This window comes from Cyanobium sp. Lug-B (assembly GCF_024345635.1).
Taxonomy (GTDB): Bacteria; Cyanobacteriota; Cyanobacteriia; order PCC-6307; family Cyanobiaceae; genus Cyanobium; species Cyanobium minutissimum.
The window spans coordinates 1-26,032 of record NZ_JAGQBM010000045.1 but is presented as its reverse complement, the minus strand read 5'-3'; the positions used below and the strand labels follow the sequence as shown (position 1 = coordinate 26,032).

Sequence of the window (26,032 nt, the reverse complement as noted above, 5' to 3'; positions counted from 1 at the left end):
CGGCCCTCTGGCGGCGCGGCCCGCTGGAGCTGTTGGTGGGCCCGGGCCGGTTCGGGGCCTGGGCGCCGCTGGCGGAGCTGGGGCTCGCCACCGCCGGCACCGCCACCGAGCAGCTGGTGGGGCTGGGGGTGCCGGCCCTGTCACTGCCGGGGCCAGGGCCCCAGTTCAAGGCCGGCTTCGCCCGCCGCCAGAGCCGGCTGCTGGGGGGAGCGGTGCAGCCCTGCCATGGCCCAGCCGAGCTGCGGGCCCGGCTGCTTGCCCTTCTCGAGGACGACCCGGAGCGGGCCCGGCTGGGCCGCATCGGCCGGCGCCGCATGGGACCGGCCGGCGGCAGCGAGCGGCTGGCGGCGCTGATCCGAGAGCGGCTGCTGCCGGGGTAGGGGGATGATGGGGCCGACTGCCCCCTTGTCTCCCGCACCGATGCCCGGCATCCCCGACCGCAGCTTCAACGCCGCCTGCGGTCATCTGGCCACAACGCTGGGCATCAGCCTGGCGGCGGCCCGCCGGCGGGTGGAGATCCTGGCCGCCAAGGAAGGGCTCCGGGACACGGCCGGCAAGCTGGCCCTGGCGGAGCGGCTGCTGGAGGAAACCAGGGCCAGTGGCCTCGACCGGGGCCAGCTGTTCGACGGCCAGCTGCGCTCGGTGGGGGAGGACGACCTGTTCATGATCGAGGACTGAGCGCCGCGGCAGGCGAGCCCAGCCGGCTCGCCCTGATTCAGTGCTCGAACACCTGGTTGAACCGCTGCCGGTCGAGCGCGGAGAAGACGGGCACGCAGGCGAAGCAGCGGCGCGCCAGCTCCCAGCGCTCCTCCCGACGCAGCATCACCTCCAGCCGGTCCCGGGCGGCCAGCAGCCAGCGCACGTCGCCGGCGGCATAGGCCAGCTGGGTGTCGCTGAGCTCCTCCACCCGGCCCCAGTCGGAACTCTGGGCCTGCTTGTCGAGCTCCACCCCCACCAGCTCGTTGACCACGTCCTTGAGGCCATGGCGCGGGGCGTAGGTGCGGGCCAGGCGGCTGGCCACCTTGGTGCAGAAGACGGGGTCCACGGCGATGCCGAGGTTCTCCGCCAAGGCCGCCACATCGAAGCGGGCGAAGTGGAACACCTTCTCGATGGCCGGGTTCTCGCAGAGGGCCTTCAGCCGCGGCGCCTGCGTCTGGCCCCGAGCGACCCGAATGCAGCAGACGTTGTCGTCGTCGTCGCAGATCTGGACCAGACAGAGGCGGTCACGGCCATGGATCAGCCCCATGGCCTCGGTGTCGATCGCCAGGGCCCGGGCCTGGCCGAACAGCTCGCCCCAGGCGGCGTCGAGGTCGTGGTCAAAGACGGCGAAACGGGCCGGCGGACCGGGGCTGGCACTGCCGCTGGAGGGGGTCTGGGCCATGGGGGAGCAGGGGGGTGGCGGCCATCGTCGCCCACGGCGGCCGCCGACCGGGCCGGTCGGGCCAGAATGCGGGCCCGACCGGCCGCGCCGCCATGCCCACCCTGGGTTCCACCCTCCTGCTCACCCTGCTGATGGCGATCGGCCTGGTGTTCTTTCTGAGGGCCGCCAGCAAGGACCGCACCACGGTGGTGGACGTGCACTCGCCCCAGCCCCCGGTGCAGGTGCTCGAGGGCCTCTCCGACTGGCTCACCGCCCGGGGCTGGCGGACCGAGGCCGGCGATCCCGAGCGCCAGCTGTTGCGCTTCCGCGGCCAGGTGCGCTCCAGCCTGGCCCTGGCCCTGCTGCTCTCGCTGCTGGGCAGCGTCGGGGCCGCCTGCCTGGGCCTGGTGCTGCGCCAGGTGCTGCCCTCCCTCGGCTGGTGGCCCCTGCTGCTGGCCCTGGTGGGGCCGCTGGCCGGGGTGATCTATCGCCGCCGGGCCGCCAGGCCCGAGAGCCTGGAGCTGCGCCTGATCAGCGGCGACAGCGACGGCGGCAGCACCCTGCGCCTGCGCGCCCACCGCGACGAACTGATCGCCATCGAGCGGGAACTGGGCCCCGGGCTCCAGCTGGCCAGCGACGGCTCCCTGCTGTCCTCGCCGATCTGAGCCGATGGGTTCCCTTCTCCCGTCCTGGCTGCTGGGGCCGGCCCTGCTGATCGTCAGCCTCGGCCCCCTGGCGCCCCTGGCCCTCGCCGCCGAAGCGTCCGTGCCGGCCAGCCCGATCCAGGCGCCGGCGCTGGCCGGCTTCGATCCGATCACCGGTCCGCGCAGCCGCCTGGGCCGGGACTGGATCGGCACCCGTCCCGTCGCTCCGGACACCCCGATCCTGGTGCTGGCCGGCCATGCCGATTCCCAGGGGATGAACGGCGCCGGCACCAGCGGCGCCGCGGTGGCCGCCGGGGCGTCGCCGATGTACCCAGGCATCAGCGACGAGCTCTACTGGAACATGGTCGTCGCGGAGGCCGTGGTGACCCTGGGCCAGCAGCGGGGGCTGCGCATCAGCTCCTACCGCCCCCCCTTCCGCACGATCCCGGATGGCAACCACCCCAGCACCAACTGGAGCGTGGGCCGGCAGCACGCCGCCAGCGGCGGCTATGCCCTGGAGATCCACTTCGACGCCTGGGGCCCCGACGGCATCGGATCCGGGTTGATCCCACCCCTGCACCGCCCCTTCAGCTCCCTCGACGAAAGCCTGGCCGCGGCCTTCGGCGGCTTCCCCATGGCCTTCCGCGGCGGCCTCGGGGGACCCAGGCGCGGCATCGCCCTGCTGGAGGTGGGCAAGCTGGAGGGTCCACTGGAGCGCTCGCTGCGCAACCCGGCCACCCGCACCGACACCGTGATGGCCATCGCCGAACGGATCGTGACGGCCCTCGAGGTGGGCCTGGGCCGCAGCCCGGCCACCGCCATGCCCCTCAGCCCACCGCCTGGTGGGGTCGGCAGCGCTCCTCCAGGGAAGGGTCTTCAAGCCAGTTCTGCGGACGAGTGAACAGCTCGGTCAGCAGGGCCTCGCGGCTGCCGGCTGCCGCCGTGTAGCCGTACTCCCAGCGCACCAGGGGCGGCAGCGACATCAGGATCGATTCGGTGCGGCCGTTGGTCTGCAGGCCGAAGATCGTGCCCCGGTCGAAGACCAGGTTGAACTCCACGTAGCGGCCGCGGCGGTAGAGCTGGAACTGGCGCTCCACCTCGCCCCAGGGGATCTCCTGGCGGCGCTCCACGATCGGCACGTAGCTCGGCAGGAAGGCGTTGCCGCAGGCCGAGGCCAGGGCGAACAGCTGCTCCCAGTTCTGGTGGAGCGGTCCGACGGCCGCGCTGGCCGCCGCCGCCGGCCCCTCGGGGTCGCCCCCCTTGTAGAGCACCCCGCCGGGGTCCTGGTAGTCGTAGAAGATGCCGCCCACGCCCCGGGTCTCGCCCCGGTGCTTCAGAAAGAAGTACTCGTCGCACCAGGGCTTGAACACCGAGTAATAGGCCGGATCCACCCCGTCGCAGGCCCCCTTGAGGGTGCGGTGGAAGTGGCGGGCGTCCTCCAGGAACGGGTAGTAGGGGGTGAGGTCGGCGCCGCCGCCGAACCACCACACCGGCCCCGCCTCGAAATAGCGGTAGTTGAGGTGGACGGTGGGCACGTAGGGGTTACGGGGATGCAGCACCATCGAGGTGCCGGTGGCGAACCAGCGGTGGCCCTCCGCCTCGGGGCGCTGGGAGAGGATCGAGGGGGGCAGCCGCTCGCCCTCCACCTCGGAGAAGTTGACGCCGCCCTGCTCGAAGACGCGGCCGTCCTTCATCACCCGGGAGCGGCCACCGCCGCCCTCCGGCCGCTCCCAGCTCTGCTCCTCGAAGTCGGCCCCGCCATCGAGGCTGGCGAGACCCGCGCAGATCGAATCCTGCAGGCCCATCAGCAGGGCCTTGGCGCGGCTGCGGGAATCGGCAGGTGGCATCTCCATGGAACGGCAGCGCGGCGGACGCGGAACATCCGCACACCTTTTCAGCCCGTCGGGGGGTCCCACAAGGGTTCGAGAGCGTCTGTCACGGGCTGGGGAAGGGGCCGCGGCGCTGGCGTGGGGCTGCCCTTGGGCCGCTGCAGGGCTGCCGCGGGGCCTCCGCAGGAGCCCCCGCCCGGCCCGAAGGGCCGCCCCTAGGATCGCCGTCCACCCCGACTCTGCCGCCGCCGCATGGCCAGCGCCGACAACCTCCTCGAGGCCCTGCAGCCGCTCCGCGACGCCGGCAGTGGCCGCAGCCTGCTGGAGCTGGGCTGGATCAGCGACCTGCGCCAGCAGGGCAGCCGGGCGGTGTTCCGGCTGGCTCTGCCCGGCTTCGCCAACAGCCAGCGGGAGCGCATCGCCGCCGAGGCCCGCGGTGCCCTGCTGGCGGTGGAGGGGATCAACGACGTTCAGATCGAACTGGCCCAGCCCGCTGCCGCCCCCTCCTCCGGACCGATCGGTGCCGCCGGCCACGGCCCCGGCGGGCCCCAGCTGCCGGAGCGGCAGGGGATCCCCGGCGTGCGCCAGGTGATCGCCGTCAGCAGTGGCAAGGGGGGCGTGGGCAAGAGCACGGTGGCCGTGAACCTGGCCTGTGCCCTGGCCGCCTCCGGCCTGCGGGTGGGCCTGCTCGACGCCGACATCTACGGACCCAATGCGCCCACCATGCTCGGGGTGGCCGACCGCAGCCCCCAGGTGTCGGGCAGCGGCAACGACCAGGTGCTGGAGCCGATCGAGACCTGCGGCATCGTCATGGTGTCGATGGGTCTGCTGATCCAGGAGAACCAGCCGGTGGTGTGGCGAGGGCCGATGCTCAACGGCATCATCCGCCAGTTCCTCTATCAGGTGAACTGGGGTGAACGGGACGTGCTGGTGGTGGATCTGCCCCCCGGCACCGGTGACGCCCAGCTCACCCTGGCCCAGGCGGTGCCCATGGCGGGCGCGGTGATCGTCACCACCCCCCAGCTGGTGTCGCTGCAGGACGCCCGCCGCGGCCTGGCGATGTTCCTGCAGATGGGCGTGCCGGTGCTCGGGGTGGTGGAGAACATGACCGCCTTCATTCCCCCGGATCTGCCCGATCGCCGCTACCCCCTGTTCGGCAGCGGTGGCGGCCAGCGGCTGGCCGAGGAGGCGGGCGTGCCCCTGCTGGCCCAGCTGCCCATGGAGATGCCCGTGCTGGAGGGCGGGGAGCGGGGCCGGCCGGTGGTGCTCTCAGCACCCGACTCGGCCAGCGGCCGCGCCTTCACCGAGCTGGCCGAGCGGCTGAGCGCCAGCTGCTCGCTCAGCCCGGCGCTCGCCTGAAGCGATGGCGGTTCTCAGCCCCCGGCGCGGTGGGTTCGCCGCCAAGGGGGCCAAGCGGCGCGGCCCCGGCTTCGATCCCCTCCTCTGGGGCATCCCCATCGCCCTGACGCTGCTGGCGGGGATCCTGATCGCCAGCACCCAGCGCCAGCAGGCCACCACCGACTGGTACCAGCACTGGGTCACTGCAGCGGTGGGCCTGGTGGTGGCGCTGCTGCTGGCCCGGGTGCCCCTGGAGCGCATCGCCCGCTTCCAGTGGCCGATCTACATCCTGATGGTGGCGAGCCTGATCGCGGTGCGGGTGATCGGGGTCAGCGCCCTCGGGGCCCAGAGCTGGATCAACATCGGGGGCTTCTATGTGCAGCCCTCGGAGTTCGCCAAGGTGGCGGCGATCCTGCTCCTGGCGGGGGTGCTCTCCAAGTACCCGGTGGAGCGGCCGATCGACCTGCTGCGGCCGGTGGCCATGATCAGCGTGCCGTGGCTGCTGGTCTTCGTGCAGCCGGATCTGGGCACGTCGCTGGTGTTCGGGGCGGTGCTGCTGGTGATGCTGTTCTGGTCGGGCATGCCCGCCACCTGGCTGCTGCTGCTGCTCTCGCCCCTGTTCACGGCGATCATGGCCGGCACCATGCCCTGGCTGCTGCTGGGCTGGATCCCGCTGATGGGCTGGGTGGCGTGGCGGGCCCTGCCCTGGAAAGCGGTGGGGCTTTCCCTGGTGCTGGCCGTCCAGGGGCTGTTCGCCGTGGGAACGCCCTGGCTCTGGGAGCACGGGCTGCGCCCGCACCAGCGGGCCCGGCTCACCCTGTTCCTCGATCCGGCCCAGGATCCCCTCGGGGGCGGCTACCACCTGCTGCAGAGCACCGTCGGCATCGGCTCCGGCCAGCTCTGGGGCACCGGCCTGATGAACGGCTCCCTCACCAAGCTGCGCTTCATCCCTGAGCAGCACACCGATTTCATCTTCAGTGCCCTGGGGGAGGAAACCGGTTTCATCGGCTCGATGCTGGTGGTGGTGGGCTTCGTGGTGCTGATCTGGCGCCTGCTGCAGATCGCCGGCCAGGCGTCCAGCGACTACGAATCCCTCGTGGTGGTGGGAATCGGCGCCATGCTGATGTTTCAGGTGGTGGTGAACATCAACATGACCATCGGCCTGGGACCCATCACCGGCATTCCGCTGCCCTTCCTGAGCTACGGACGCTCGGCCATGCTCGTCAACTGCATCAGCCTCGGGCTCTGCGCCTCCGTGGCCCGGCGCAGCCGCAGCCTGCGGCGATGGTGGTGAGCCTGGGGGACCTGCGCCGCCTGCTGGCGGCCGGTGTCCCGGCCGGGCGGGGGGACGAGGACAGCGTGCGGCGCCAGTGGTGGGCCGCCCTGGCCACGCTGCAGGCGGATCTGCTCGGAGCCGTTCCTCCCCAGCCGGGGGTGTGGCTGGCGGCCCCCCTGCCAGCCCTCTACGAACCCTCCCTGCTGGAGTGGCTCGACGGCTGGGTCTGGACCCCCGCCCAGGTGGGCAACCTCATGCCCCCGGGGCTGCCGCTGCTGCCGGGGATGGCGCCCCTGCCGCCCCCCCACGGCACGCCCCCCCGGGGAACGGCCGGCCGGCCGGGGGGTTTCCAGCGCCTGAGTCTGCGGGAGGAGGACGGCACCGATCCGCTGCTGGTGCTGATCACCCCGGTGCTGCAGGTGGCCCTGGCCCTCGACGGCCCCCCCCAGGAGCGCCGGCTGGTGGCGCGCTTCGACGCCCCGGTCCTGTCGGCGGCCCTGGAGCTGCTCGATCGCCGCCTGGCCCAGGACGATCCGGTCGCGGGCCTGGGGCTGCGCCGCCGCCTGCAGCTGCTGGGCCCGCTCAGCAACGATCCCGATCTGGGCAGCCGCTTCTGGCCCCTGCTGGCCCAGCGCCTGGCCGCCATGGCCCCCAGTGTCACCCTGCAGCCGCTGGTGCATGGGGAAAAACGCAGCGAGGGCAGCGACGCCGGCAGAAGTGACGCCGTGAGCAGCGAACTGGCCCTGCTCGAGGCCCTCACCCATGAGGTGCGCACCCCGCTGGCCACGATCCGCACCCTGATCCGCTCCCTGCTGCGCCGCACCGACCTGCCGGCGGTGGTGCGGCAGCGGCTGGAGCAGATCGACGGGGAATGCAGCGAACAGATCGACCGCTTCGGCCTGATCTTCCTGGCGGCGGAACTGCAGCGCCAGCCCGGCAGCGGCCAGCCCCTGAGCGACAGCGAACTGGCCCGCACCGACCTCAGCCGGCTGCTGGTCCAGCTGGAGGAGCTCTGGCAGCGGCAGCTGGGCCGCCGCGACCTGCGGCTGGTGCTCGAAATTGCTGCCGACCTGCCGCCGGTGATGAGCGATCCCAGCCGGCTCGAGACCATGCTCGGCGGCCTGATGGACCGGTTCAGCCGCAGCCTCCCCAGCGGCAGCGAAGTGCGGCTGCGGCTGCTGCCGGCGGGGTCGCGGCTGAAGCTCCAGCTCAGCAGCGACGACCCCGAAAGCCGCGAGGTCGACGCCCTGGCGGCCGCCGTGCCCACCCCGGTGGGGCCGGTGCTCAGCTGGAACCCGGAGACCGGCAGCCTGCAGCTCAGCCGCCAGGCCACCCAGAGGCTCTTCCACCGCCTGGGAGGGCGGCTCACCGAACGGGGCGGCAGCAACCTGACCGTGTTCTTCCCGACCGCCGAGCGCAGCGGCTGAGGTGGCCGCGGCCGGGTTTGTTGACGGGTGTGAAGAGTCCGCCGGGGGCGCCCGGAAGGCCAAAAACACGGTGCTAGTTTCCGCCTGAAACGGTCTGCGAGCCATGCCTGATACGGCCCTCCACGGTCAACTTCCGAAGTCCATCGGCAGCACCGGTGGCCTGCTGAACTCGGCGGAGACCGAGGAGAAGTACGCCATCACCTGGAGCAGCACCAAGGCCCAGGCGTTCGAGCTCCCCACCGGCGGCGCCGCGGAGATGCACGAAGGCGACAACCTCATGTACTTCGCCCGCAAGGAGCAGTGCCTGGCCCTGGGCACCCAGCTGCGCACCAAGTTCAAGCCCCGGATCGAGGACTACAAGATCTACCGGATCTACCCCGGCGGCGACACCGAATTCCTGCACCCCAAGGACGGTGTCTTCCCCGAGAAGGTCAACGAAGGCCGTCCCATGGTGGGCCACACCCCCCGCAGCATCGGCGCCAACCCCAACCCCGCCAGCCTCAAGTTCAGCGGCAAGGCCACCCACGAAGCCTGAGCCCGGCCGGCCAGCACCTATAACGGCGGGGCCGGGAGCCCCGTTTTTTTTGCCTGCCTGTCGCCGTGATGCCCGGTTCTGATCGCAGCGCCTTCCTCGCCCGCATCGCCGGTGGGGAAGCAGGTGCTGACTTGGCCGTCAATCTCCTGCCCCTCTGGAAGCGCTGGCCCGCCGACCTGGAGACCCCCCTGACCACCTGGCTGAAGGTGGGGGCGGGCGGCAGCCATGGCGTGCTGCTGGAGTCGGTGGAGGGGGGCGAGCAGCTGGGCCGCTGGAGCTTCGTCGTCAGCGACCCGCTCTGGACCCTCACCTGCCGCGGCGACCGGGGCGAGAGGCGCTGGCGCGATGGCCGCTGCGAACAGCTCCAGGGCAACCCCTTCTCCCTGCTGCGGGAGGCGCTCGCCCCCCTGCGCCCCGGACCGGTGGAGGGCCTGCCGACGGTGGCCCAGCTGTTCGGCTTCTGGGGCTACGAACTGATCCGCTGGATCGAGCCCAGCGTGCCGGTCCACGACGCCCCGGACGGGGCCCCGCCGGACGGCTGCTGGATGCTGGCCGACAGCCTGCTGGTGTTCGACCAGGTGAAACGCCAGATCACGGCGGTGGCCTACGTGGATCTTTCGTCGGGGGCCGATCCCGGCGAGGCCTACGACCGGGCGGCGGCCCGCATCGAAGCCCTTGAGGCCCGCATGCACGCCCCGTTGCCGGCGCACGTCAAGCCGCTGGCCTGGCACGAAGCGAGCGGCGCCGAGCTGGCCACCCGCAGCAACCGGGACCAGGCGGAGTTCCAGGGCGCGGTGGCGACTGCGGCCGAGCACATCGCCGCCGGTGACGTGTTCCAGCTGGTGCTGAGCCAGCGGTTCGAAACCAGGGTGACCCACGACCCCTTCGATCTCTACCGCAGCCTGCGGATGGTCAACCCCTCGCCCTACATGGCGTTCTTCAACTTCGGCGACTGGCACCTGATCGGCTCCAGCCCCGAGGTGATGGTGAAGGCGGAGCCCTGTGCCGAAGGGGTGAAGGCCTCCCTGCGGCCCATCGCCGGCACCCGGCCCCGGGGCGCCGATGACGCCCAGGATGCGGCCCTGGCCGAGGAGCTGCTGGCCGATCCGAAGGAGCGGGCGGAGCACGTGATGCTGGTCGACCTGGGCCGCAACGACCTGGGCCGGGTCTGCCGGGCCGGCACGGTGCAGGTCAGCGAGCTGATGGTGATCGAGAAGTACTCCCACGTGATGCACATCGTCAGTGAGGTGGAGGGGCTGCTGACCGAGGATCACGACATCTGGGACCTGCTGATGGCTTCCTTCCCGGCGGGCACCGTGAGCGGAGCCCCCAAGATCCGCGCCATGCAGCTGATCCACGCCCTCGAACCGGAGGCCCGCGGGCCCTACTCGGGCGTCTACGGGGCGGTGGATCTGGCCGGTGCCCTCAACACCGCCATCACGATCCGCACCATGGTGGTGCTGCCCCACCCCGAGGGCGGCTGGCGGGTGCAGGTGCAGGCCGGTGCCGGGATCGTCGCCGACTCCCGGCCGGAGGCGGAGTACCAGGAGACCCGCAACAAGGCGCGCGGCATGCTCAAGGCTCTTGCCTGCCTGGAGCCCGCCACCGCCGACGCGGCCGGCGTGACGTCATGAGCGCCCCCCTGCTGCTGAAGGGCTTCGAAGTGGAGATGTACACCGGCCGGGCCGACGGCACGGTGGTGGGCTGCTCCGCCGAAGCGGCCGCCGCACTGGCGGGGTTCATGACCGAGCCGGACCACCGCAACCTCGAGTACGTCACCCCGCCCGAGGCCTCCTACATCGCCCAGCTGGAGCTGCTGCTGGAACCGCGCCGGCGCCTGCGCCGCTGGCTCCAGCCCCGCCAGCTGACCCTGCTGCCCGGGAGCACCCTGAGCCTGGGGAACAGCCGCCGCTTCGAGCGCTCCGACCCCGAGAACCCCTACCACGGCTACATCGAGGCCACCTATGGCACCCGGGTGGTGACCGCCAGCGTCCACATCAACCTGGGCCTGACGGAGATGGACGCCCTGTTCGCGGGCCTGCGGCTGCTGCGCTGCGAAGCCTCCCTGCTGCTCGCCCTCAGCGCCAGCTCACCGTTCCTCGACGGGGAGGTCACCGGGGCCCACTCCCAGCGCTGGCTGCAGTTCCCGATCACGCCGCCCCTGGTGCCCCTGTTCCGGGACCACCGCCACTACATCGACTGGATGGAGGAGCAGCTGGCCGCCGGGGCGATGCGCAACGTCCGCCACCTCTGGACGTCGGTGCGGCCCAACGGCGACGACCGCCCCCATGGCCTCAACCGCCTCGAGATCCGCATCTGCGACCTGATCGACGACCCGCTGCTGCTGCTGGCGGTCACCGCCTTCACCGAACTGCGCCTGCAGCAGCTGCTGCAGGATCCCGCGGGCCAGGATCCCCTGGCCGCCGGCCGCTTCGGGGCCGCCGAGCTGGAGGCCATCGCCGATGCCAACGACCGGGCCGCGGCCCGCTCCAGCCTCCAGGCCCGGCTGGTGCACTGGCGCACCGGCGAGACCCTGGAGGCCCGCGCCTGGATCGCCGCCGAACTCGAAGCGATGGCGCCGCTGGCGGCCGAACTGGGGCTGGCCCGGTGGCTGGCGCCCCTCCACGACCTGCTGGCCGGCGGCAACCAGGCGATGCGATGGCTGGCGCGCCATGGGCGCGGCGAAAGCATCGGTGCCATCATCGGCAGCGAAGCCGTGGCTCTCGAACGGCGGGAGAGGGCCCTGGACGCATGGCTGGCGACAGAAGCAGCCCAGGTTCCTGGAGGATCATGAACAGCACCCCCGCGCCCACCGCCCCCATGCGGCTCCACCTGACCGAGCCTTCGGTCGTTCCCGCCGAGGCCTCACCCGGGGTGATCCGACTGCTCACCGAGCGGCTGGAGCTGGTGGAGGACCTCTGGCAAACGGTGCTGCGCAGTGAATGCCCGCCCGAGCAGGTGGAGCGCCTGCTGCGGCTCAAGGAACTGAGCGGTCCGGTGGCGCCGGGCCTGGATCCGGAGGCCCCCTCATCCGTCGACACCGACGGCATCGTGGCCCTGATCAAGGCCATGGACCTGGCCGAGGGCATCGCCGCGGCCCGGGCCTTCTCCCTCTACTTCCAGCTGGTCAACATCCTTGAGCAGCACATCGAGGAGGACAGCTACCTCGAAAGCATCAAGCGGGCCCCCGCCCCCGCCAGCAACGACCCCTTCCTGCCGCCCCTGGCCAGCCAGAGCGATCCGGCCACCTTCCGCCAGCTGTTCGAGCGCCTGCGGGCCCTGAACGTGCCGCCGGGCCAGCTGGAGGGGCTGCTGCGGGAGCTCGACATCCGGCTGGTGTTCACGGCCCACCCCACCGAGATCGTGCGCCACACCGTGCGCCACAAGCAGCGGCGCGTGGCGGCCCTGATCCAGAAGCTGCAGGTGAACGGCCAGGGCAACCCGGACGACAACGACCGGCTGCGCCAGCAGCTCGAGGAGGAGATCCGGCTGTGGTGGCGCACCGACGAGCTGCACCAGTTCAAGCCGTCGGTGATCGATGAGGTCGATTACGCCCTCCACTACTTCCAGCAGGTGCTCTTTGACGCCCTGCCCCAGCTGCGCCAGCGCATCCGCGCCGCCCTGGCCGCCAGCTATCCCGACGTGCAGCCCCCCCGGGACGCCTTCTGCACCTTCGGCTCCTGGGTGGGCTCCGACCGGGACGGCAACCCCTCGGTGACCCCGGACGTGACCTGGCGCACGGCCTGCTTCCAGCGCCAGCTGATGCTGGCCCGCTACATCCAGTCGGTGTCGGTCCTGCGCGACCAGCTCAGCATCTCGATGCAGTGGAGCCAGGTGAGCGCGGCCCTGCTGGAATCCCTGGAGATGGACCGGCTGCGCTTCCCGGAGATCTACGAGGAGCGCGCCGCCCGCTACCGGCTCGAGCCCTATCGGCTGAAGCTGAGCTACACCCTGGAGCGGCTGCGCCTCACCCAGCAGCGCAACCAGCAGCTGGCCGAGGCGGGCTGGGAATCCCCCTGCGACGGGTCCTCCGGCTACGAGGCCGGATTGAGCAGCCTGATGGAGCCGGCCCCACCCCAGGAACTGCACTACGCGTCGGTGGAGGAATTCCGCACCGACCTGGAGCTGATCAAGGAGAGCCTCGATGCCACCGGCCTGAGCTGCGAAGCCCTCCAGGACCTGCTCAGCCAGGTGCACATCTTCGCCTTCTCCCTGGCCAGCCTCGACATCCGCCAGGAGAGCACCCGCCACAGCGACGCCATCGACGAGCTCAGCCGCTACCTGCTGCTGCCGGTGCCCTATGGCGAGATGGACGAGGAGCAGCGGGTGGAGTGGCTGCTGAGCGAACTCAAGACCCGCCGGCCCCTGTTGCCGCCGGCGGCCCGCTGGAGCGCCCCCACCGCCGAGACCTTCGCCGTGTTCCGGATGCTGCAGCGGCTGCAGCAGGAGTTCGGCCGGCGCATCTGCCGCACCTATGTGATCTCCATGAGTCACACGGTGTCGGACCTGCTGGAGGTGGTGCTGCTGGCCAAGGAGGCCGGGCTGGTGGATCCGATGGCCCAGAAATCGGCCCTGCTGGTGATCCCCCTGTTCGAAACGGTCGAGGACCTGCAGGGGGCCCCGGCCGTGATGGGGCGGCTGTTCGCCGACCCCTTCTACCGCCAGCTGCTGATCAGCAACAGCGACGGCGAGCAGCCCCTGCAGGAGGTGATGCTGGGCTACTCCGACAGCAACAAGGATTCCGGCTTCCTCTCCAGCAACTGGGAGATCCACCGGGCCCAGATCGCCCTGCAGTCGCTGGCCGATGCCCACGACGTGGCCCTGCGCATCTTCCACGGCCGCGGCGGCTCGGTGGGACGGGGCGGTGGCCCCGCCTACCAGGCGATCCTGGCCCAGCCCAGCGGCACCCTGAAAGGACGCATCAAGATCACCGAGCAGGGGGAGGTGCTGGCCTCCAAGTACTCCCTGCCGGAGCTGGCCCTCTACAACCTGGAGACGGTCACCACCGCCGTGCTCCAGAACAGCATGGTCAGCACCCCGGTGGACGACACCCCCACCTGGAACGTGCTGATGGAACGGCTCGCGGCCCGCTCCCGCGACCACTACCGGGCGCTGGTCCACGACAACCCCGACCTGGTGGCCTTCTTCCAGCAGGTAACCCCGATCGAGGAGATCAGCAAGCTGCAGATCTCCAGCCGACCGGCCCGGCGCAAGAGCGGCGCCAAGGACCTCTCCAGCCTGCGGGCCATCCCCTGGGTGTTCGGCTGGACCCAGAGCCGCTTCCTGCTGCCCAGCTGGTATGGGGTGGGCACGGCCCTGCAGGCCGAGCTCGATGCCGACGGCGAGCAGATGGAGCTGCTGCAGCTGCTCTACCAGCGCTGGCCCTTCTTCCGCATGCTGATCTCCAAGGTGGAGATGACCCTCTCCAAGGTCGACCTGGAGCTGGCGGGCCATTACGTCACCTCCCTGGGACGTCCCCAGAACAGGGAGGTGTTCGCCCAGATCTTCGAGGCGATCGCCCGCGAGTTCGCCCTCACCCACTCCCTGGTGCTGCGCATCAGCAACCACAGCCGGCTCCTTGACGGCGACCCGGCTCTGCAGCTGTCGGTCGACCTGCGCAACCGCACGATCATCCCCCTGGGCTACCTGCAGGTGGCGCTGCTGCGCCGGCTGCGGGAGCAGAAACGGCAGCCGCCCATGAGCGAAGGGCCGGGCGACGGGCCGGGAGGCGGCGGCGACGGCCGCACCTACAGCCGCAGCGAGCTGCTGCGCGGCGCCCTGCTCACCATCAACGGCATCGCCGCCGGCATGCGCAACACGGGCTGATTCCCTGGACTCTCTGTTGATCCCCTTCCGCAGCCAGCCCCCGACTCCACGCCTGCGGGAGGGTTACGCCCTGCTGCAGCAGCACGACCCCGATCCGGCCGGCCTCAACCACCTGCTGGTGGCCTGCGGGGATGGCCCCCGCAGCCCGGAGCGCTGGCAGCGGGTGCTGGAGCGCAGCACCTGGCATCTGGTGGTGCTCAACCCCCTCGGCCGGCTGGTGGGTTTCGTGCGCGCCACCAGTGACCAGGCCCTCAATGCCAACCTCTGGGACCTGATGGCCGATCCGGCCGACCCCTGCCGGGACGAGGTCATCGGCGCCCTGGTGCAGGCCGCCCTGGCCCGTCTGCGGCGGGAGCTGAGCGGCTGCAGCATCTCCCTGTCCGCCCCGCCCGAGGCGGTGACCGCCCTCACCCGGGCCGGGTTCGTGGTCGACCCCGGCGGAATCCGGGCGATGGGCCTCAACCTGCGGAGCAGTGAAGAGGGGTGAGGGTGACTGGGCTGACGAGCATGGAGGGACTCGAACCCCCGACATTCAGAACCGGAATCTGACGCTCTATCCAACTGAGCTACATGCCCTGCCACGGTGGTTCCGGCCCCCTGGGGGACCTTGGCCGCCGATGGGGGTACCTTAGCGGCTGACCGCCCCAGAACCATCCGGCTGCACCGCCTGGACTTCCGGCATTTCCGCAACATCGACGGCCTGCAGCTGACGCTGGAGGCACCCCGGCTGCTCGTCATCGGCAGCAACGGCCAGGGCAAGTCGAACCTGCTGGAGGGGGTGGAGCTGCTCACCAGCCTGCGCTCCCACCGCTGCAGCGTCGACCGGGATCTGATCGGCCACGGGCACCCCTGCAGCCGGCTGGGCGCCCTCACCGATGAGGCCGACAGCCTGCAGCTGGAGCTGCGGCGCAGCGGCGGACGCCAGGCGTTCCGCAACGGCAAGCGGCTGGAGCGTCAGCTCGACCTGATCGGCCCCCTGCGCTGCGTCGGCTTCAGCGCCCTCGACCTGGACCTGGTGCGCGGGGAGCCCGCCCTGCGGCGCCAGTGGCTGGACCGGGTGGTGCTGCAGCTGGAGCCGGTCTACGGAGCCCTGCTGAGCCGCTACGGGCGCCTGCTGCGCCAGCGCAGCCAGCTGCTGCGCCGGGGCCTCGGTGCCGAAACGCGCCAGGAGCTGCTGGAGGCCTTCGATCAGCAGATGGCCCTGGTCGGCGCCCGCCTGCACCGCCGCCGCCAGCGGGCCCTGCGGCGCCTGGAGCCACTGGCGGTGGCCTGGCAGCAACGCATCGGCGGGGCCGGCGAACCGCTCCAGCTCGACTACGTCAGCGGCACCGAGCTGGCGGAGGCCAGCGACGAGGAGGGCCCCTGGCGCCAGGCCCTGGAGGAGCAGCTGCGCCGGCAACGGCCCCAGGAGGAGCGCCTCGGCCAGTGCCAGGTGGGTCCGCACCGCGACGAGGTGGCCCTGCTGATCGGCGGCCAGGCCGCGCGGCGCTACGGCTCCGCCGGCCAGCAGCGCACCCTGGTGCTGGCCCTGAAGCTGGGGGAACTGGAGCTGGTGGGCCAGGTCGTGGGCCAGCCGCCGCTGCTGCTGCTCGACGACGTGCTGGCCGAACTCGACCCGGGGCGCCAGCAACTGCTGCTGGAGGCGGTGGGGGACGGCCACCAGTGCCTGGTGAGCGCCACCCACCTGGAGGCCTTCAGCACGGGCTGGCGGGCCCGCAGCCAGGTGGTGGAACTGCGCAGCGGAGCGCTGGTGGCCTGAGGGCCGAACTCCCTGCTGCCGCAGGCAGCCTGGCGAACCTCGGTTCCGCGCTCCGGCACGTATGGTGAGGCCTGTTTGACCGGATTCGATGAACCAGACCCTTTCCAGCCTGCATCCCAACCCGGGATGGAAGCCCGCCGCCTCCCCCACCCACCCGATTGCACACCCCGTCTCCGCCCCAGGCGACACCACCGACGCGGTAGGGAAACACTGCATCCTCGAGCTCTACGACTGCGACTGCGCACGGCTCGATGACGAAGCTTTCCTCAGGGACACCATCACGACAGCAGCCAGACGTGCCGGTGCGACCCTGCTCAACCTGATCACCCACCGCTTCGAACCCCAGGGCGTCACGGGGCTCGCCCTGCTGGCGGAATCCCACATCTCCATCCACACCTGGCCCGAATCGGGCTATGCGGCCGTGGACGTGTTCACCTGCGGTGACCACACGATGCCGGAACGGGCCTGCCAGGTGCTGTGGGAGGAGCTGGGGGCCGGCCGCCACAAGCTCACCAGCTTCCGGCGCGAGACGCCCGAAGCCCTGGCCGACAGCCAGAGGGAGCCCCACCTCGCCAGCGCCTGAGCGCCGGTGCATCCACCACCGACTGCCGGGGACACTCTCCCCGGCAGATTTTCTGCGTCCATCACTGGCCAGGTCGCTCCTCAGTCCCGCTCCGGTGTCAGGGCGCGGTTCAGCTTGCCGCTGACCAGCCCCTCGAGGTCGAGGGCCACGGCGCTGAATCCCATCCCCAGGAACGCCGCCACCAGCTCGGGGCGCAGTTCGCCTTCGGCCAGGCGCTCCAGTGCCGCCGGTAATGCGGCTGCGGGGATCTCGATGCGGGCCGTCTCCCCCTGGCTGCGCACCCGCAGTTCGCGAAAGCCGCGCTGGCGCAGCCACTCCTCGGCGGCGGCCACCCGGGTCAGCCGCGTCGCGCTGATCGGTTCGCCGTAGGGGAAGCGGGAGGCGAGGCAGGGCTGGGCCGGCTTGTCCCACCAGGGCAGACCAAGGGCCCGGGAGAGCTGGCGCACCCCCGCCTTGTCGATGCCGGCCTCCGCCAGGGGGGAGCGCACCCCGAACTCCCGGGCGGCACGGATCCCGGGCCGGTGGTCGCCCAGGTCGTCGAGGTTGACGCCATCGAGCACCTGGGCCCCTTCGGCGGCGGCGGCAATGGGGGCCAGCAGGCGGTGCAGCTCCCGTTTGCAGGCGTAGCAGCGATCCTGGGGGTTGCTGGTGTAGGCGGGGTCGGCCAGCTCCGCGGTGGTCAGTTCCCGGTGGCGCAGCCCCAGCCAGCGGGCCTGGTCGCTGGCCTCGCGGCGCAGGTGGGGGGCCAGGGCCGGCGAGACGCCTGTGACCGCCAGGGCCCGCTCCCCCAGCCGGTCGCCGGCCAGGGCGGCCACCAGGGCGCTGTCGACACCGCCGGAGTAGGCCACCACCACCTGGGGAAAGGCGTCGAGCTGGCGGCAGAGCGACTCCAGACCCCTCTCCAGCGGAGCCGGCAGGGCTTCGAGCAGGCTGAGGCGGCGGGTGGCTGGCATGGCCTCGATCCTGGCAAGGCTGGGTAGCATCCGGGTCAGCTCTGCCCGCCGCTGCTCCCCGCCACCCGCCGATGACCCCCGCCGCCCGCAGCACCCAGACCCCGCAGCGCGGCACTGGGCGAGGCATCGGCATCCGCACCGCCGCCGGCAGCGACGAGCGGGCCCACGGCCAGCTGCACGTCTACGACGGGGAGGGCAAGGGCAAGAGCCAGGCGGCCCTGGGGGTGGTGCTGCGCACCATCGGGCTGGGCATCTGCGAGCAGAAGCGCACCCGGGTGCTGCTGCTGCGGTTCCTGAAGGGCCCCGGTCGCGCCTACGACGAGGACAGTGCCATCGAGGCCCTGCAGCAGGGCTTCCCCCACCTGATCGATCAGGTGCGCACCGGCCGCGGCGACCACTTCAGCGCCGAGGAGGCCACCCGCTTCGACCATCAGGAGGCCCAGCGGGGCTGGGACATCGCCAAGGGGGCCATCGCCAGCAACCTCTATTCGGTGGTGGTGCTCGACGAACTCAACCCCGTGCTCGATCTGGGCCTGCTCGACACCGAGGAGGTGGTGCGCACCCTGGCCACCAAGCCGGCGGGGATGGAAATCATCTGTACCGGTCGGGGGGCGCCGCGCCAGCTGGTGCAGCTGGCCGATCTGCACTCGGAGATGCGGGCCCACAGCGGCCCCCAGCAGGGTCTCGAGGGCCTGGAGATCTACACCGGGGAAGGCAAGGGGAAATCCACCAGCGCCCTGGGCAAGGGACTGCAGGCCATCGGGCGGGGCATCAGCCAGGACAAGAGCCACCGGGTGCTGATCCTGCAGTGGCTCAAGGGCGGGGCGGGCTACACCGAGGACGCGGCCATCGCCGCCCTGCGCGAGAGCTACCCCCACCTGGTGGACCACCTGCGCTCCGGGCGCGACGCCATCGTCTGGCGGGGCCAGCAGCAGCCGATCGACTACGTGGAAGCGGAACGGGCCTGGGAGATCGCCCGAGCCGCCATCGCCAGCGGCCTCTACAAGACCGTGATCCTCGACGAGCTCAATCCCACCGTGGACCTGGAGCTGCTGCCGGTGGAGCCGATCGTCCAGACCCTGCTGCGCAAGCCCACCGAAACGGAGGTGATCATCACGGGCCGCTGCAAGAGCCGGCCGGCCTACTTCGACCTGGCCAGCGTCCACTCGGAGATGGTGTGCCACAAGCACTACGCCGAGCGGGGTGTCGACCTCAAACGCGGCGTCGATTACTGATCCTGGCGGTCAGGGGACTGCCGTTCAGGGGTTCCCGGGTCCATCGGCCCGCTCGAGCTCCAGCTGATCCTCCTCGAGCATCACCACTTCCTCCGAGGCGATGAACCGCCCCAGCAGCAGGCCCACCAGCAGGGCCACGTAGAGGGTGCTGGCGACGCTGAGGAGGATCACGAAGCGCTCCCCCACCGCATTGGACGGCAGCACATCGCCGTAGCCGACGCCGGCGATGGTGACGAAGCTGAAGTAGGTGAGCCGGTCGAGCAGCAGCTGGTGGCTGGCGGCCGCCCCGAGGCTGAAGCTGCCGGGGACGAGCACCTGGGTGGCCGTGGCCAGCACGCCGCCGGTGAGCCCCAGGTGCAGATAGCCGGCCGCGGCCCCGGCCATCACCAGCCCGTTGACCCGCGGCACCCGGGCCAGCAGGCGCACCAGCCGCAGGGAGGTGGCCAGGAAGAAGAGGCTGAGCAGCACCATCTCCACGGCGCGGAACAGGCCGCCGGGCCAGGTCCCCATGGCCACCGGCACCCAGAGCCCCAGGCCCCCCACCAGCCCGATCCCCCGGAAGATCTCCTGGCGCAGGCGGGCGTAGGTCACCCCGGCGATCACCGGCAGGGTCTGGATTGACTGCAGGATCAGCAGGTTGAAGACCAGGGCCAGGAGCACATTGGCCGGCCAGCCCCGCGTGGCCGTCAGCGGCATCACCAGGATGGGCAGCAGGGCCGTCAGCAGAAGCGGCAGGAAGCGCTTCTCAAGGGCGATCAGGCGGCGGGCTTCCTGGCGGCGGCGCTCCAGCCACCGCTGCCTGGCGGGGGAGGAGGGGTCAGTAGCGCGGAACGTCAGGATCCACCTCCTGGCTCCAGGCGTCGATGCCGCCCTGCACGTTGACCCCCTCGATGCCGTGGCGGGCCAGGGCAATCAGGGCCTTGGCGGAACGTCCCCCCAGCTTGCAGTGGACGTACAGCCGCTTGCCGCTGGCGAGGCGCCGCACCTCCTCGATCGCCTCGCCGCTCTCGATGCGATCGAGGGGCACCAGCACGGCGCCGGGGATCACGGCGATCTCGGCCTCCGGCGGATTGCGTACATCCAGCAGGAGCAGCTCGTCCCGGGGACCGTCGAGCAGGGCCTTGAGTTCGGTGACGGTGATCGTGGCCACGCTGCCCGCCTCCTCCTGGCCGGGGGCCGAGCCACCGACGCCGCAGAACTCCTGGTAATCGATCAGCCTGTCGATCACGGGACGCTCCGGGTTGGGGCGCAGCTTCAGCTCCCGGAAGCTCATCTTGAGGGCATCGAAGAGCAGCAGGCGGCCACTGAGGCTGGTGCCGATGCCGGTGATGAGCTTCACCGCCTCGGTGGCCTGGATCACGCCGATGATCCCGGGAAGCACCCCCACCACACCGCCTTCGGCGCAGGAGGGCACCATGCCCGGCGGCGGCGGCTCGGGGAAGAGGTCGCGGTAGTTGGGCCCACCCTCGAAGTTGAACACCGTGGCCTGGCCCTCGAAGCGGAAGATCGATCCGTAGACGTTGGGCTTGCCCAGCAGCACGCAGGCGTCGTTGACCAGGTAGCGGGTCGGGAAGTTGTCGGTGCCGTCGCAGACGATGTCGTAGCCGGCGATGATCTCCAGGGCGTTCTCACTGCTGAGGGCCGTTTCGTAGAGATCCACCTGGCAGTGGGGATTGATCTCGTGGATCCGGGCCTTGGCGGATTCGATCTTGGGCTTGCCCACCCAGCTGGTGCCGTGGATCACCTGGCGCTGCAGGTTGCTGTGGTCCACCACGTCAAAATCGACGATGCCCAGGCGGCCGACGCCAGCGGCGGCCAGGTAAAGGAGAAGGGGGGAGCCGAGGCCGCCGGTGCCGACGCACAGCACCGAGGCCGCCTTGAGCCGCTTCTGCCCCTCCATGCCGATCTCCGGCAGGATCAGGTGGCGCGAGAAGCGCACCACCTCATCGGGGCTCAGCTGGACGGCGCTGGTGTCAGGAGGAAGCATGGCAGCGAAGGCCCACGTCGCTCGAATCGTCCATTCTCCACGCCAGCGGCCGGGGAGGGCCGTGCTCCGGCAGCCACCAGCAGGCCAGGGACCACTGGGTGTCCCCGTCGGCCGGCGCCGCGGCGGGGCCATCAGCCTGCCCCAGGATCAGCATCAGCGTGGGGGCAAAGGCGAGCGAGCGGTCCAGGGCCGAGGGCAGCGGCGCCGAGCGCGGGTGGCTGTGGGCCGAGCCCAGGACCGTCAGGCCCCGGGCCCGGGCCCACTTCTGCGCCTGCAGCTGCTCGCGGGGGTCAAGGGCGAAACGGCGACGACGCTCCGGCGGCGGCTCCCAGGCATTGAGACAGGGCCAGACGTGGTCGATCCGCCAGGGGTCGCGGCGACCCAGCAGCAGGGCACAGCCCTCTTCGGGGGCGGCGGCCAGCAGGACGGCCTCCAGCACCGTCAGCGCCTGCCGACCGAGGCACAGCTCCTCTGGCGTCGGTGGGTCCACACCGGTACGTTATGCGTCATTCCGTCAGGAGACCGCTCCTTCCATGATCGACAGCACGACCGAGGTGAAGGAGACCATGCAGGACGACACCACCAGCAGCTCCGCCGCAGAGGCTGATTTCAGCGAGCGCTACAGCGACGTGATCGGCAAGATCAACGAAACCCTCGACAAGGTCGACTGGAGCCAGGTCGGTCGGATCGGCAAGGCCTCCGGTGTACTGCTGGCCGTGATCGTGGCCCAGATCCTGATCAAGGGCGTGCTCGACACCATCAACCTGCTGCCCATCGTCCCCGGGCTGCTGGAGCTGCTCGGCCTGGTGGTGGTCGGCAACTGGAGCTGGAACAACCTCACCACCGGCGAAAAGCGCTCGGCGGTGATGGCGAAGATCCAGACCCTGCGCAAGGAATATCTGAGCTGAGCGCCGCTCCGTCCGCATCAGGGGGGGCGTGAACCTTTCTCACGCCCCGTCCGCCCTCTCGCCGCGCTCCACCAGGGCATCGAGGCAGGCCGCGCTCTGGCCCACGTAGCTGCCACCGAACAGGTTGGCATGGTTGAGCAGGTGATACAGGTTGTAGAGGTCGCGCCGCGCACGGTGCCCTGAAGGCAGGGGCCAGGTGTGCTGGTACCCCTCGAAGAAGGCCTCGGGAAAGCCTCCGAACAGGCGCGCCATGGCCAGGTCCACTTCCCGGTCGGCCCGGTGCACCGCCGGATCGAAGATCACGCCCTGGCCATCGCCGCTGATGGCCGCATTGCCGCTCCAGAGATCCCCGTGCACCAGGCAGGGATCGGGGTGGTGGTCCGCCAGCCACTGTCCGGCGCGCTCCAGCAGCACGGAGGCCTGCCGCAGCGGCTGGCCGCTGCGGGCCAGGTGCTCCAACTGGGGAGCCAGCCGTCGTTGCACGAAGAAACGGCCCCAGTCCGCCTCCCAGCCGTTGCGTTGCGGGAAGGAGCCGATCACGTTGTCCCGGGGCCAGCCGAAGGCGGCCCCGACCCGATCCTCCGCCACGCAGCGGCGGGTCAGGCTGCGGCGGTGCAGCGCAGCCAGCGCTGCCCCCAGGCGGCGCCACTGCGGCTCATGAGCCGCAGAACGGCCGCGCGCCAGGTCGAGCCAGGGGAGCACCAGGACAGTCGAAGGTCCCGACATCCCGCAGGCCAGGGGGACGGGCACCCGTGGGCCCTCGTCACCCGCCGCCGCCGCGAGGGCCCGCAGGCCATCGGCTTCCGCCTCCAGAAGGGGCAAGGAGGAGGCGCCATTGGTTTTGGCAAACAGCCGGCGGCCATCAGCCAGATCCAGTCGCCAGGCGTTGTGGATGCAGCCACCACCCACCGGTGTCCAGCCGACAGGCTCGACACCGAGCTGCTCGGCCAGCCAGGGGATCAGGGTGGCGGGGTGGGCCATGGAAGCGCCGAAATGCATGGGTTTTGCCGCTTTCCAAAGGGCCAGATCCGCCCCAAACGGCCGAGGCTTCAATCCCAACACATCCATCGGGCCCCGTCCAGCAAGTCATGTGAAACTCGCTTGACCAGACTGAAGATTCCATCCGATATTCAGATGATCCGTAGAGACAGGAAAGACGCCGATGACCCCAACAACCAGCATCCGGAATTCCCGTGATTCATCCCGCGAGCTGCAGGTTGAATTTGCCATTGTTCTTCATTGGGTGGGTGTCGCCATCCTGGCCTACTTCCTGGTCGAGCTGGCCTTCCAGGCCTGGCCCGTAGCCCTCCTCCAGCCGGCCTGGCTGGACGTCATGATTGGATTTCTTGTCAGCCGAGGCATCACGCCGCTCACGGGAGCGCTGCTGGTGGCAGCGGCTTCCGTTCTGAACCCCCAGTCCAGACCACTGGCCAACCGTGCGGTGCTGTTGCGGCGCTTGGCGAGCTGGGTGGCGTTGGGCTATCTGCTTCTGATCCCCGTTCAGATCTATTCCGGCGCGAAACTGCTGCAAACCAGGAAACAGGAGTCAACCCAACTGTTCACCCAGGCATCCAGAGCCGTCGAAGCCATCCGCAAAGCCAACACCCCCGCGGACCTCCGCAGGGCCTACGAACAGGTCCCGGGTAACAAGGTGCCACTTCCCGACCCATTGCCCCAACCTTTCCCGGTGATCCGGGAGCGCCTGGCTGAAGCCATCAGTGCCAACACCAAGCGGGCCGAATACGAGTTCGGCAACAACATGTCCAGTGTGTGGCAACGCTCTCTGGGCCTGGCTTTTGGGAACACGCTGAGGGTTCTGATCCTGTTCCTCGGCTTTGCTGCCATCGGTCGCCGATCCCCGCATCACGCCACCCTGCTGCAGGGCCTTCTGGTCCGCCATCAGGGAAGAATGGCGAATGGCCAGTCGCACGGACGCCATCATTTCGATGGTGTCATTGACAAGAAATGGATGGAGACCGAAGACGAGCAATCACGCGGCTGATGCCACCAGCGGTTGATCACACCCGACGGCTCCTACCGCTGGATGGGCACACCTCAGCCACCCATCGACAGGTTCGCGGCAAGGCTTCGTCCGGGAACATCCAATCGATGGACAGAACAACGCCAATCCATGGATGTGTTGGCCCCCATGCAGCCAAGCTGTCCACGAAAGATCATCCCCGATCACGACAGGCCAAAAAAAATCCCTGGCCATGGCCAGGGATTGGGGTGAAGGGATCAGACCGGAACAGGAGGATCAAATCCCGTTCAGACCGCCCTTGAGCCTGACTTGATCCGGGTCCTCAACCGACGGCTGAAGCCGAAGGCCATCGCGGCACCAAGGATGGGAAGGGGGCCGGGAACTGGATCAGGAGCACCCCCGGGCCTCTGGCTGAAGAAGTTGTTCGCCGTTGAAACCGCAGAGTTGCCCGTCGCGAAGAGAATATCCTCAATGTTGAGGGAGGTGACTCCAGCAGCGAACAGATAATCAACAGGCGCGGGATTCCCATTGATGGAGGTCAGGGAAGTGGCTCCGCCTGTCCAGCTCACATTCTTCGTCACCGTGCAGCCCCCGAGGGCTGGGAAGACGCAGCCGGAGTCGAGTCCAACGGCAGCAAACTCGAACCCGGGTTGAATGATCGAGATGGTGTAAGAGATCGATCCGGCCTGGGTCGGAGGATCAATGACACTGCCAAAGTCATAGGCAAGGTCGAAGTTATTGAATCGGATTTCAGTGTCAGCACCCACGCCAGAACAGACGATGTTGCTGACTGTCTTATCGCCGAATGTCAGGTCAGAAGGCGAACCACAGGTGGTGGTCTGAACGGCCTTGGCCGAACCAGCTGACAGACCGGTGACAGCGGCTGCAACCACCACGGCACCAAACAGTGACTTTGAAAGGATCAATCGCCGATCATCACGCCGAAACGCACGTAAGACAGGGAACAAAATCTTCATGGCTGTATACGTAATGAGGACCAATGTGGCATTCAACCACCCGTGACCGTATCACGTTTCAGTGTTGGCAAAATAGCCACCGGCCCCGGGCCGCGAAACGATCAACTCCTGACAGTGCTGATCCATCCAGATGTGTGCTAGGCGCCTGTCCCACAAGCCAGATCCATTGCAGCACGATGTTTTTTGGCCGACACGGCATGCGCAGGAGCTGCGGGCACCCCCTCGACCGAAGGGGCTTTCATCTCCCTTGAGACGATGACGATTGCAGGGAGGTCATGAAATCAATAAGCCCCAACATTGGATCGACGCTCTTGTGATGTACATCCGCACCACAACTGCATCGGTGCCCTGCGCGCCCTCCAGCCCACCAGCGGCCGGCTCCGATCTGCCAACATCAGCCTGAGGCACAGATGCAGCGTTGAACCCCAGCGGAAGTGGCCAGACGGACGCGGTGGTGGTGGGCGCCGGCATCGCCGGCCTGACGGCGGCGGCCCTGCTGGCGAAGCAGGGCCTGCAGGTGGAGTTACTCGAGGCCCATCACCAGAGCGGTGGCTGCGCCGGCACCTTCCGGCGTGGTCCCTACGTGTTCGACGTGGGGGCCACCCAGGTGGCGGGGCTGGAGCAGGGGGATGGCACCCCCGCCGGCATCCATGCCCGCCTGTTCCGCCATCTGGGGGTGGCACCACCGGCGGCGGTGCCCCTGGACCCCGGCTGCGTGGTGGATCTGGCCGACGGCCGCGAGCCGGTGTCGATCTGGCGCAACCCGCAGCGCTGGCGGCAGGAACGGTTGCGACAGTTCCCTGGCAGCGAACGGTTCTGGGACCTCTGCGACGTCCTGCACCGGGCCAACTGGGCCTTCGCCTCGCGGGATCCGGTGCTGCCGCCGCGCTCCTGGTGGGATCTGGGCCAGCTGCTGGGCGCCCTGGGGGCGGGAACTCTGGCCAGCGGCCTGCTCACCACCGCCACCATCGCCGACCTGCTGCGGCTGACCGGCTGCGGCGGCGACCGGCGGCTGCGGCGCTTCCTGGATCTGCAGCTGCGGCTCTATTCCCAGGAACCGGCGGATCGCACCGCCGCCCTTTACGGGGCCACGGTGCTGGCAATGGTGCAGGAACCGCTCGGGCTCTGGCACCTGGAGGGGTCGATGCAGGCGCTCAGCGAAGCCCTGGAGGGCGCCCTCGCCCAGCACGGCGGGCGGCTGCGACGGCGGCACCGGGTGGAGCGGCTGCAGCCGCCGGAGCGGCCCGGGGGCGAGTGGCGGATCGCGGGCCGGCGTGGCGGTGGCCCACCCGGCGCCAGGAACCCAGCGGGGGGGGCGTTCCACCTCAGCCCCCCCGAGGGGGTCGTCAGGCTGCCCCCCCAGACCCCGCCGGCCCTGCTCGGGGATTCGCTCCCCCCCGGCTAACGGGGGCGG

24 protein-coding genes, 1 tRNA gene and 2 pseudogenes are annotated in these 26,032 nt (G+C 70.2%); 18 read left to right on the top strand and 9 right to left on the bottom strand.

Annotation, left to right across the window (positions count from 1 at the left end; translation table 11 throughout):
• A pseudogene (locus tag KBY81_RS11470) lies at positions 1-380 on the top strand (sugar synthetase); the annotation flags it as partial.
• Positions 381-420: 40 nt separating this feature from the next.
• Positions 421-678, top strand: a complete 258-nt coding sequence (locus KBY81_RS11465) for a hypothetical protein (RefSeq protein ID WP_106221892.1) — start codon at positions 421-423, stop codon at positions 676-678.
• Positions 679-715: 37 nt separating this feature from the next.
• On the opposite strand, the gene KBY81_RS11460 is transcribed toward KBY81_RS11465, so the two are convergent.
• The gene (locus tag KBY81_RS11460; protein ID WP_254976544.1) at positions 716-1,381 is read right to left on the bottom strand and encodes a ribonuclease D; all 666 of its coding nucleotides are present in this window, start codon (positions 1,379-1,381) and stop codon (positions 716-718) included.
• Positions 1,382-1,473: 92 nt separating this feature from the next.
• Between KBY81_RS11460 and KBY81_RS11455 the strand changes: the two genes are divergently transcribed.
• Both KBY81_RS11455 and KBY81_RS11450 read left to right on the top strand, forming a co-directional pair.
• Entirely contained in the window at positions 1,474-2,025 is a 552-nt protein-coding gene (locus KBY81_RS11455) for a cofactor assembly of complex C subunit B (RefSeq protein WP_106222001.1), read from the top strand.
• A 4-nt stretch (positions 2,026-2,029) separates the two neighbouring features.
• Positions 2,030-2,905, top strand: a complete 876-nt coding sequence (locus tag KBY81_RS11450; RefSeq protein ID WP_254976543.1) for a dehydrogenase — start codon at positions 2,030-2,032, stop codon at positions 2,903-2,905.
• Here KBY81_RS11450 and hemF read toward each other — a convergent pair.
• On the bottom strand, positions 2,832-3,857 hold the full coding sequence (gene hemF, locus KBY81_RS11445; RefSeq protein WP_106221886.1) for an oxygen-dependent coproporphyrinogen oxidase: 1,026 nt from the start codon (positions 3,855-3,857) through the stop codon (positions 2,832-2,834). The genes KBY81_RS11450 and hemF overlap by 74 nt on opposite strands.
• Positions 3,858-4,085: 228 nt before the next feature.
• On the opposite strand from hemF, the gene KBY81_RS11440 reads away from it, so the two are divergent.
• From KBY81_RS11440 to KBY81_RS11405, 8 genes are all read left to right on the top strand, one after another.
• Positions 4,086-5,192 (top strand): Mrp/NBP35 family ATP-binding protein, encoded by a 1,107-nt coding sequence (locus KBY81_RS11440; RefSeq protein ID WP_254976542.1) that lies wholly within the window; start codon positions 4,086-4,088, stop codon positions 5,190-5,192.
• 4 nt (positions 5,193-5,196) lie between these two features.
• Positions 5,197-6,465, top strand: a complete 1,269-nt coding sequence (gene rodA, locus KBY81_RS11435; RefSeq protein ID WP_106221883.1) for a rod shape-determining protein RodA — start codon at positions 5,197-5,199, stop codon at positions 6,463-6,465.
• Complete coding sequence (locus KBY81_RS11430) at positions 6,456-7,874, top strand: sensor histidine kinase KdpD (protein ID WP_254976541.1); 1,419 nt, start codon at positions 6,456-6,458, stop codon at positions 7,872-7,874. The genes rodA and KBY81_RS11430 overlap by 10 nt, the downstream gene beginning before the upstream one ends.
• 103 nt (positions 7,875-7,977) lie before the next feature.
• A complete protein-coding gene (locus tag KBY81_RS11425; protein WP_015109263.1) occupies positions 7,978-8,409 on the top strand; it encodes a photosystem I reaction center subunit II PsaD in 432 nt (143 codons plus the stop codon).
• 68 nt (positions 8,410-8,477) lie between these two features.
• Positions 8,478-10,043 carry an anthranilate synthase component I family protein gene (locus KBY81_RS11420; protein ID WP_254976540.1) on the top strand — a complete coding sequence of 522 codons (1,566 nt, stop codon included), beginning with the start codon at positions 8,478-8,480 and terminating at the stop codon, positions 10,041-10,043.
• Positions 10,040-11,203 carry a glutamate--cysteine ligase gene (gene gshA, locus KBY81_RS11415; protein WP_106221877.1) on the top strand — a complete coding sequence of 388 codons (1,164 nt, stop codon included), beginning with the start codon at positions 10,040-10,042 and terminating at the stop codon, positions 11,201-11,203. The genes KBY81_RS11420 and gshA overlap by 4 nt, the downstream gene beginning before the upstream one ends.
• A 26-nt stretch (positions 11,204-11,229) precedes the next feature.
• Positions 11,230-14,235, top strand: a complete 3,006-nt coding sequence (gene ppc / locus KBY81_RS11410) for a phosphoenolpyruvate carboxylase (protein WP_254976545.1) — start codon at positions 11,230-11,232, stop codon at positions 14,233-14,235.
• 16 nt (positions 14,236-14,251) lie between these two features.
• The gene (locus tag KBY81_RS11405) at positions 14,252-14,722 is read left to right on the top strand and encodes a GNAT family acetyltransferase (RefSeq protein WP_106221875.1); all 471 of its coding nucleotides are present in this window, start codon (positions 14,252-14,254) and stop codon (positions 14,720-14,722) included.
• 15 nt (positions 14,723-14,737) lie between these two features.
• On the opposite strand, the gene KBY81_RS11400 is transcribed toward KBY81_RS11405, so the two are convergent.
• Positions 14,738-14,811, bottom strand: a tRNA-Arg gene (locus tag KBY81_RS11400).
• 91 nt (positions 14,812-14,902) lie between these two features.
• On the opposite strand from KBY81_RS11400, the gene recF reads away from it, so the two are divergent.
• The gene (gene recF / locus KBY81_RS11395; RefSeq protein WP_181280163.1) at positions 14,903-15,994 is read left to right on the top strand and encodes a DNA replication/repair protein RecF; all 1,092 of its coding nucleotides are present in this window, start codon (positions 14,903-14,905) and stop codon (positions 15,992-15,994) included.
• 88 nt (positions 15,995-16,082) lie between these two features.
• Positions 16,083-16,577: an adenosylmethionine decarboxylase gene (speD, locus tag KBY81_RS11390; RefSeq protein WP_106221873.1), complete on the top strand. Its 495-nt coding sequence runs from the start codon at positions 16,083-16,085 to the stop codon at positions 16,575-16,577.
• Between the two features lie 80 nt (positions 16,578-16,657).
• Here speD and larE read toward each other — a convergent pair whose 3' ends face one another.
• Positions 16,658-17,530, bottom strand: coding sequence for an ATP-dependent sacrificial sulfur transferase LarE (gene larE, locus KBY81_RS11385; protein ID WP_254976539.1), 873 nt, complete (start codon positions 17,528-17,530; stop codon positions 16,658-16,660).
• Between the two features lie 71 nt (positions 17,531-17,601).
• Between larE and KBY81_RS11380 the strand changes: the two genes are divergently transcribed.
• Complete coding sequence (locus tag KBY81_RS11380; protein WP_106221869.1) at positions 17,602-18,765, top strand: cob(I)yrinic acid a,c-diamide adenosyltransferase; 1,164 nt, start codon at positions 17,602-17,604, stop codon at positions 18,763-18,765.
• A gap of 24 nt (positions 18,766-18,789) precedes the next feature.
• On the opposite strand, the gene KBY81_RS11375 is transcribed toward KBY81_RS11380, so the two are convergent.
• The 3 genes from KBY81_RS11375 to KBY81_RS11365 all read right to left on the bottom strand — a co-directional run bounded on the left by KBY81_RS11375 (position 18,790) and on the right by KBY81_RS11365 (position 21,242).
• Entirely contained in the window at positions 18,790-19,461 is a 672-nt protein-coding gene (locus tag KBY81_RS11375; protein ID WP_106221867.1) for an ion channel, read from the bottom strand.
• Positions 19,462-19,582: 121 nt separating this feature from the next.
• Entirely contained in the window at positions 19,583-20,752 is a 1,170-nt protein-coding gene (moeB, locus tag KBY81_RS11370; protein WP_106221865.1) for a molybdopterin-synthase adenylyltransferase MoeB, read from the bottom strand.
• On the bottom strand, positions 20,739-21,242 hold the full coding sequence (locus KBY81_RS11365; protein ID WP_219904311.1) for a M67 family metallopeptidase: 504 nt from the start codon (positions 21,240-21,242) through the stop codon (positions 20,739-20,741). The genes moeB and KBY81_RS11365 overlap by 14 nt, the downstream gene beginning before the upstream one ends.
• Positions 21,243-21,285: 43 nt before the next feature.
• Here KBY81_RS11365 and KBY81_RS11360 point away from each other — a divergent pair, with 43 nt between their 5' ends.
• A complete protein-coding gene (locus KBY81_RS11360) occupies positions 21,286-21,660 on the top strand; it encodes a CAAD domain-containing protein (protein WP_106221863.1) in 375 nt (124 codons plus the stop codon).
• A gap of 39 nt (positions 21,661-21,699) precedes the next feature.
• Here KBY81_RS11360 and KBY81_RS11355 read toward each other — a convergent pair whose 3' ends face one another.
• Positions 21,700-22,641: a fructosamine kinase family protein gene (locus KBY81_RS11355; RefSeq protein WP_254976538.1), complete on the bottom strand. Its 942-nt coding sequence runs from the start codon at positions 22,639-22,641 to the stop codon at positions 21,700-21,702.
• Between the two features lie 181 nt (positions 22,642-22,822).
• On the opposite strand from KBY81_RS11355, the gene KBY81_RS11350 reads away from it, so the two are divergent.
• Complete coding sequence (locus KBY81_RS11350) at positions 22,823-23,662, top strand: hypothetical protein (RefSeq protein WP_254976537.1); 840 nt, start codon at positions 22,823-22,825, stop codon at positions 23,660-23,662.
• A gap of 266 nt (positions 23,663-23,928) precedes the next feature.
• Here the strand turns inward: KBY81_RS11350 and KBY81_RS11345 are convergent, their stop codons facing one another.
• On the bottom strand, positions 23,929-24,618 hold the full coding sequence (locus KBY81_RS11345) for a hypothetical protein (RefSeq protein ID WP_254976536.1): 690 nt from the start codon (positions 24,616-24,618) through the stop codon (positions 23,929-23,931).
• A 418-nt stretch (positions 24,619-25,036) separates the two neighbouring features.
• On the opposite strand from KBY81_RS11345, the pseudogene KBY81_RS11340 reads away from it, so the two are divergent.
• Positions 25,037-26,014 (top strand): annotated as a pseudogene (locus KBY81_RS11340) (FAD-dependent oxidoreductase); the annotation flags it as partial.
• Positions 26,015-26,032 lie beyond the last annotated feature (18 nt).

Coding starts and splice junctions, on each gene's coding strand:
- KBY81_RS11425 (WP_015109263.1), top strand. CDS start 7,978: ATGCCTGATACGGCCCTCCACGGTCAACTTCCGAAGTCCATCGGCAGC.
- KBY81_RS11345 (WP_254976536.1), bottom strand. CDS start 24,618: ATGAAGATTTTGTTCCCTGTCTTACGTGCGTTTCGGCGTGATGATCGG.
- KBY81_RS11460 (WP_254976544.1), bottom strand. CDS start 1,381: ATGGCCCAGACCCCCTCCAGCGGCAGTGCCAGCCCCGGTCCGCCGGCC.
- KBY81_RS11440 (WP_254976542.1), top strand. CDS start 4,086: ATGGCCAGCGCCGACAACCTCCTCGAGGCCCTGCAGCCGCTCCGCGAC.
- KBY81_RS11350 (WP_254976537.1), top strand. CDS start 22,823: ATGACCCCAACAACCAGCATCCGGAATTCCCGTGATTCATCCCGCGAG.
- moeB (WP_106221865.1), bottom strand. CDS start 20,752: ATGCTTCCTCCTGACACCAGCGCCGTCCAGCTGAGCCCCGATGAGGTG.
- gshA (WP_106221877.1), top strand. CDS start 10,040: ATGAGCGCCCCCCTGCTGCTGAAGGGCTTCGAAGTGGAGATGTACACC.
- speD (WP_106221873.1), top strand. CDS start 16,083: ATGAACCAGACCCTTTCCAGCCTGCATCCCAACCCGGGATGGAAGCCC.
- KBY81_RS11430 (WP_254976541.1), top strand. CDS start 6,456: ATGGTGGTGAGCCTGGGGGACCTGCGCCGCCTGCTGGCGGCCGGTGTC.
- KBY81_RS11355 (WP_254976538.1), bottom strand. CDS start 22,641: ATGGCCCACCCCGCCACCCTGATCCCCTGGCTGGCCGAGCAGCTCGGT.
- KBY81_RS11360 (WP_106221863.1), top strand. CDS start 21,286: ATGATCGACAGCACGACCGAGGTGAAGGAGACCATGCAGGACGACACC.
- KBY81_RS11420 (WP_254976540.1), top strand. CDS start 8,478: ATGCCCGGTTCTGATCGCAGCGCCTTCCTCGCCCGCATCGCCGGTGGG.
- KBY81_RS11375 (WP_106221867.1), bottom strand. CDS start 19,461: ATGCCGCTGACGGCCACGCGGGGCTGGCCGGCCAATGTGCTCCTGGCC.
- ppc (WP_254976545.1), top strand. CDS start 11,230: ATGCGGCTCCACCTGACCGAGCCTTCGGTCGTTCCCGCCGAGGCCTCA.
- rodA (WP_106221883.1), top strand. CDS start 5,197: ATGGCGGTTCTCAGCCCCCGGCGCGGTGGGTTCGCCGCCAAGGGGGCC.
- KBY81_RS11380 (WP_106221869.1), top strand. CDS start 17,602: ATGACCCCCGCCGCCCGCAGCACCCAGACCCCGCAGCGCGGCACTGGG.
- KBY81_RS11465 (WP_106221892.1), top strand. CDS start 421: ATGCCCGGCATCCCCGACCGCAGCTTCAACGCCGCCTGCGGTCATCTG.
- larE (WP_254976539.1), bottom strand. CDS start 17,530: ATGCCAGCCACCCGCCGCCTCAGCCTGCTCGAAGCCCTGCCGGCTCCG.
- hemF (WP_106221886.1), bottom strand. CDS start 3,857: ATGGAGATGCCACCTGCCGATTCCCGCAGCCGCGCCAAGGCCCTGCTG.
- KBY81_RS11450 (WP_254976543.1), top strand. CDS start 2,030: ATGGGTTCCCTTCTCCCGTCCTGGCTGCTGGGGCCGGCCCTGCTGATC.
- KBY81_RS11455 (WP_106222001.1), top strand. CDS start 1,474: ATGCCCACCCTGGGTTCCACCCTCCTGCTCACCCTGCTGATGGCGATC.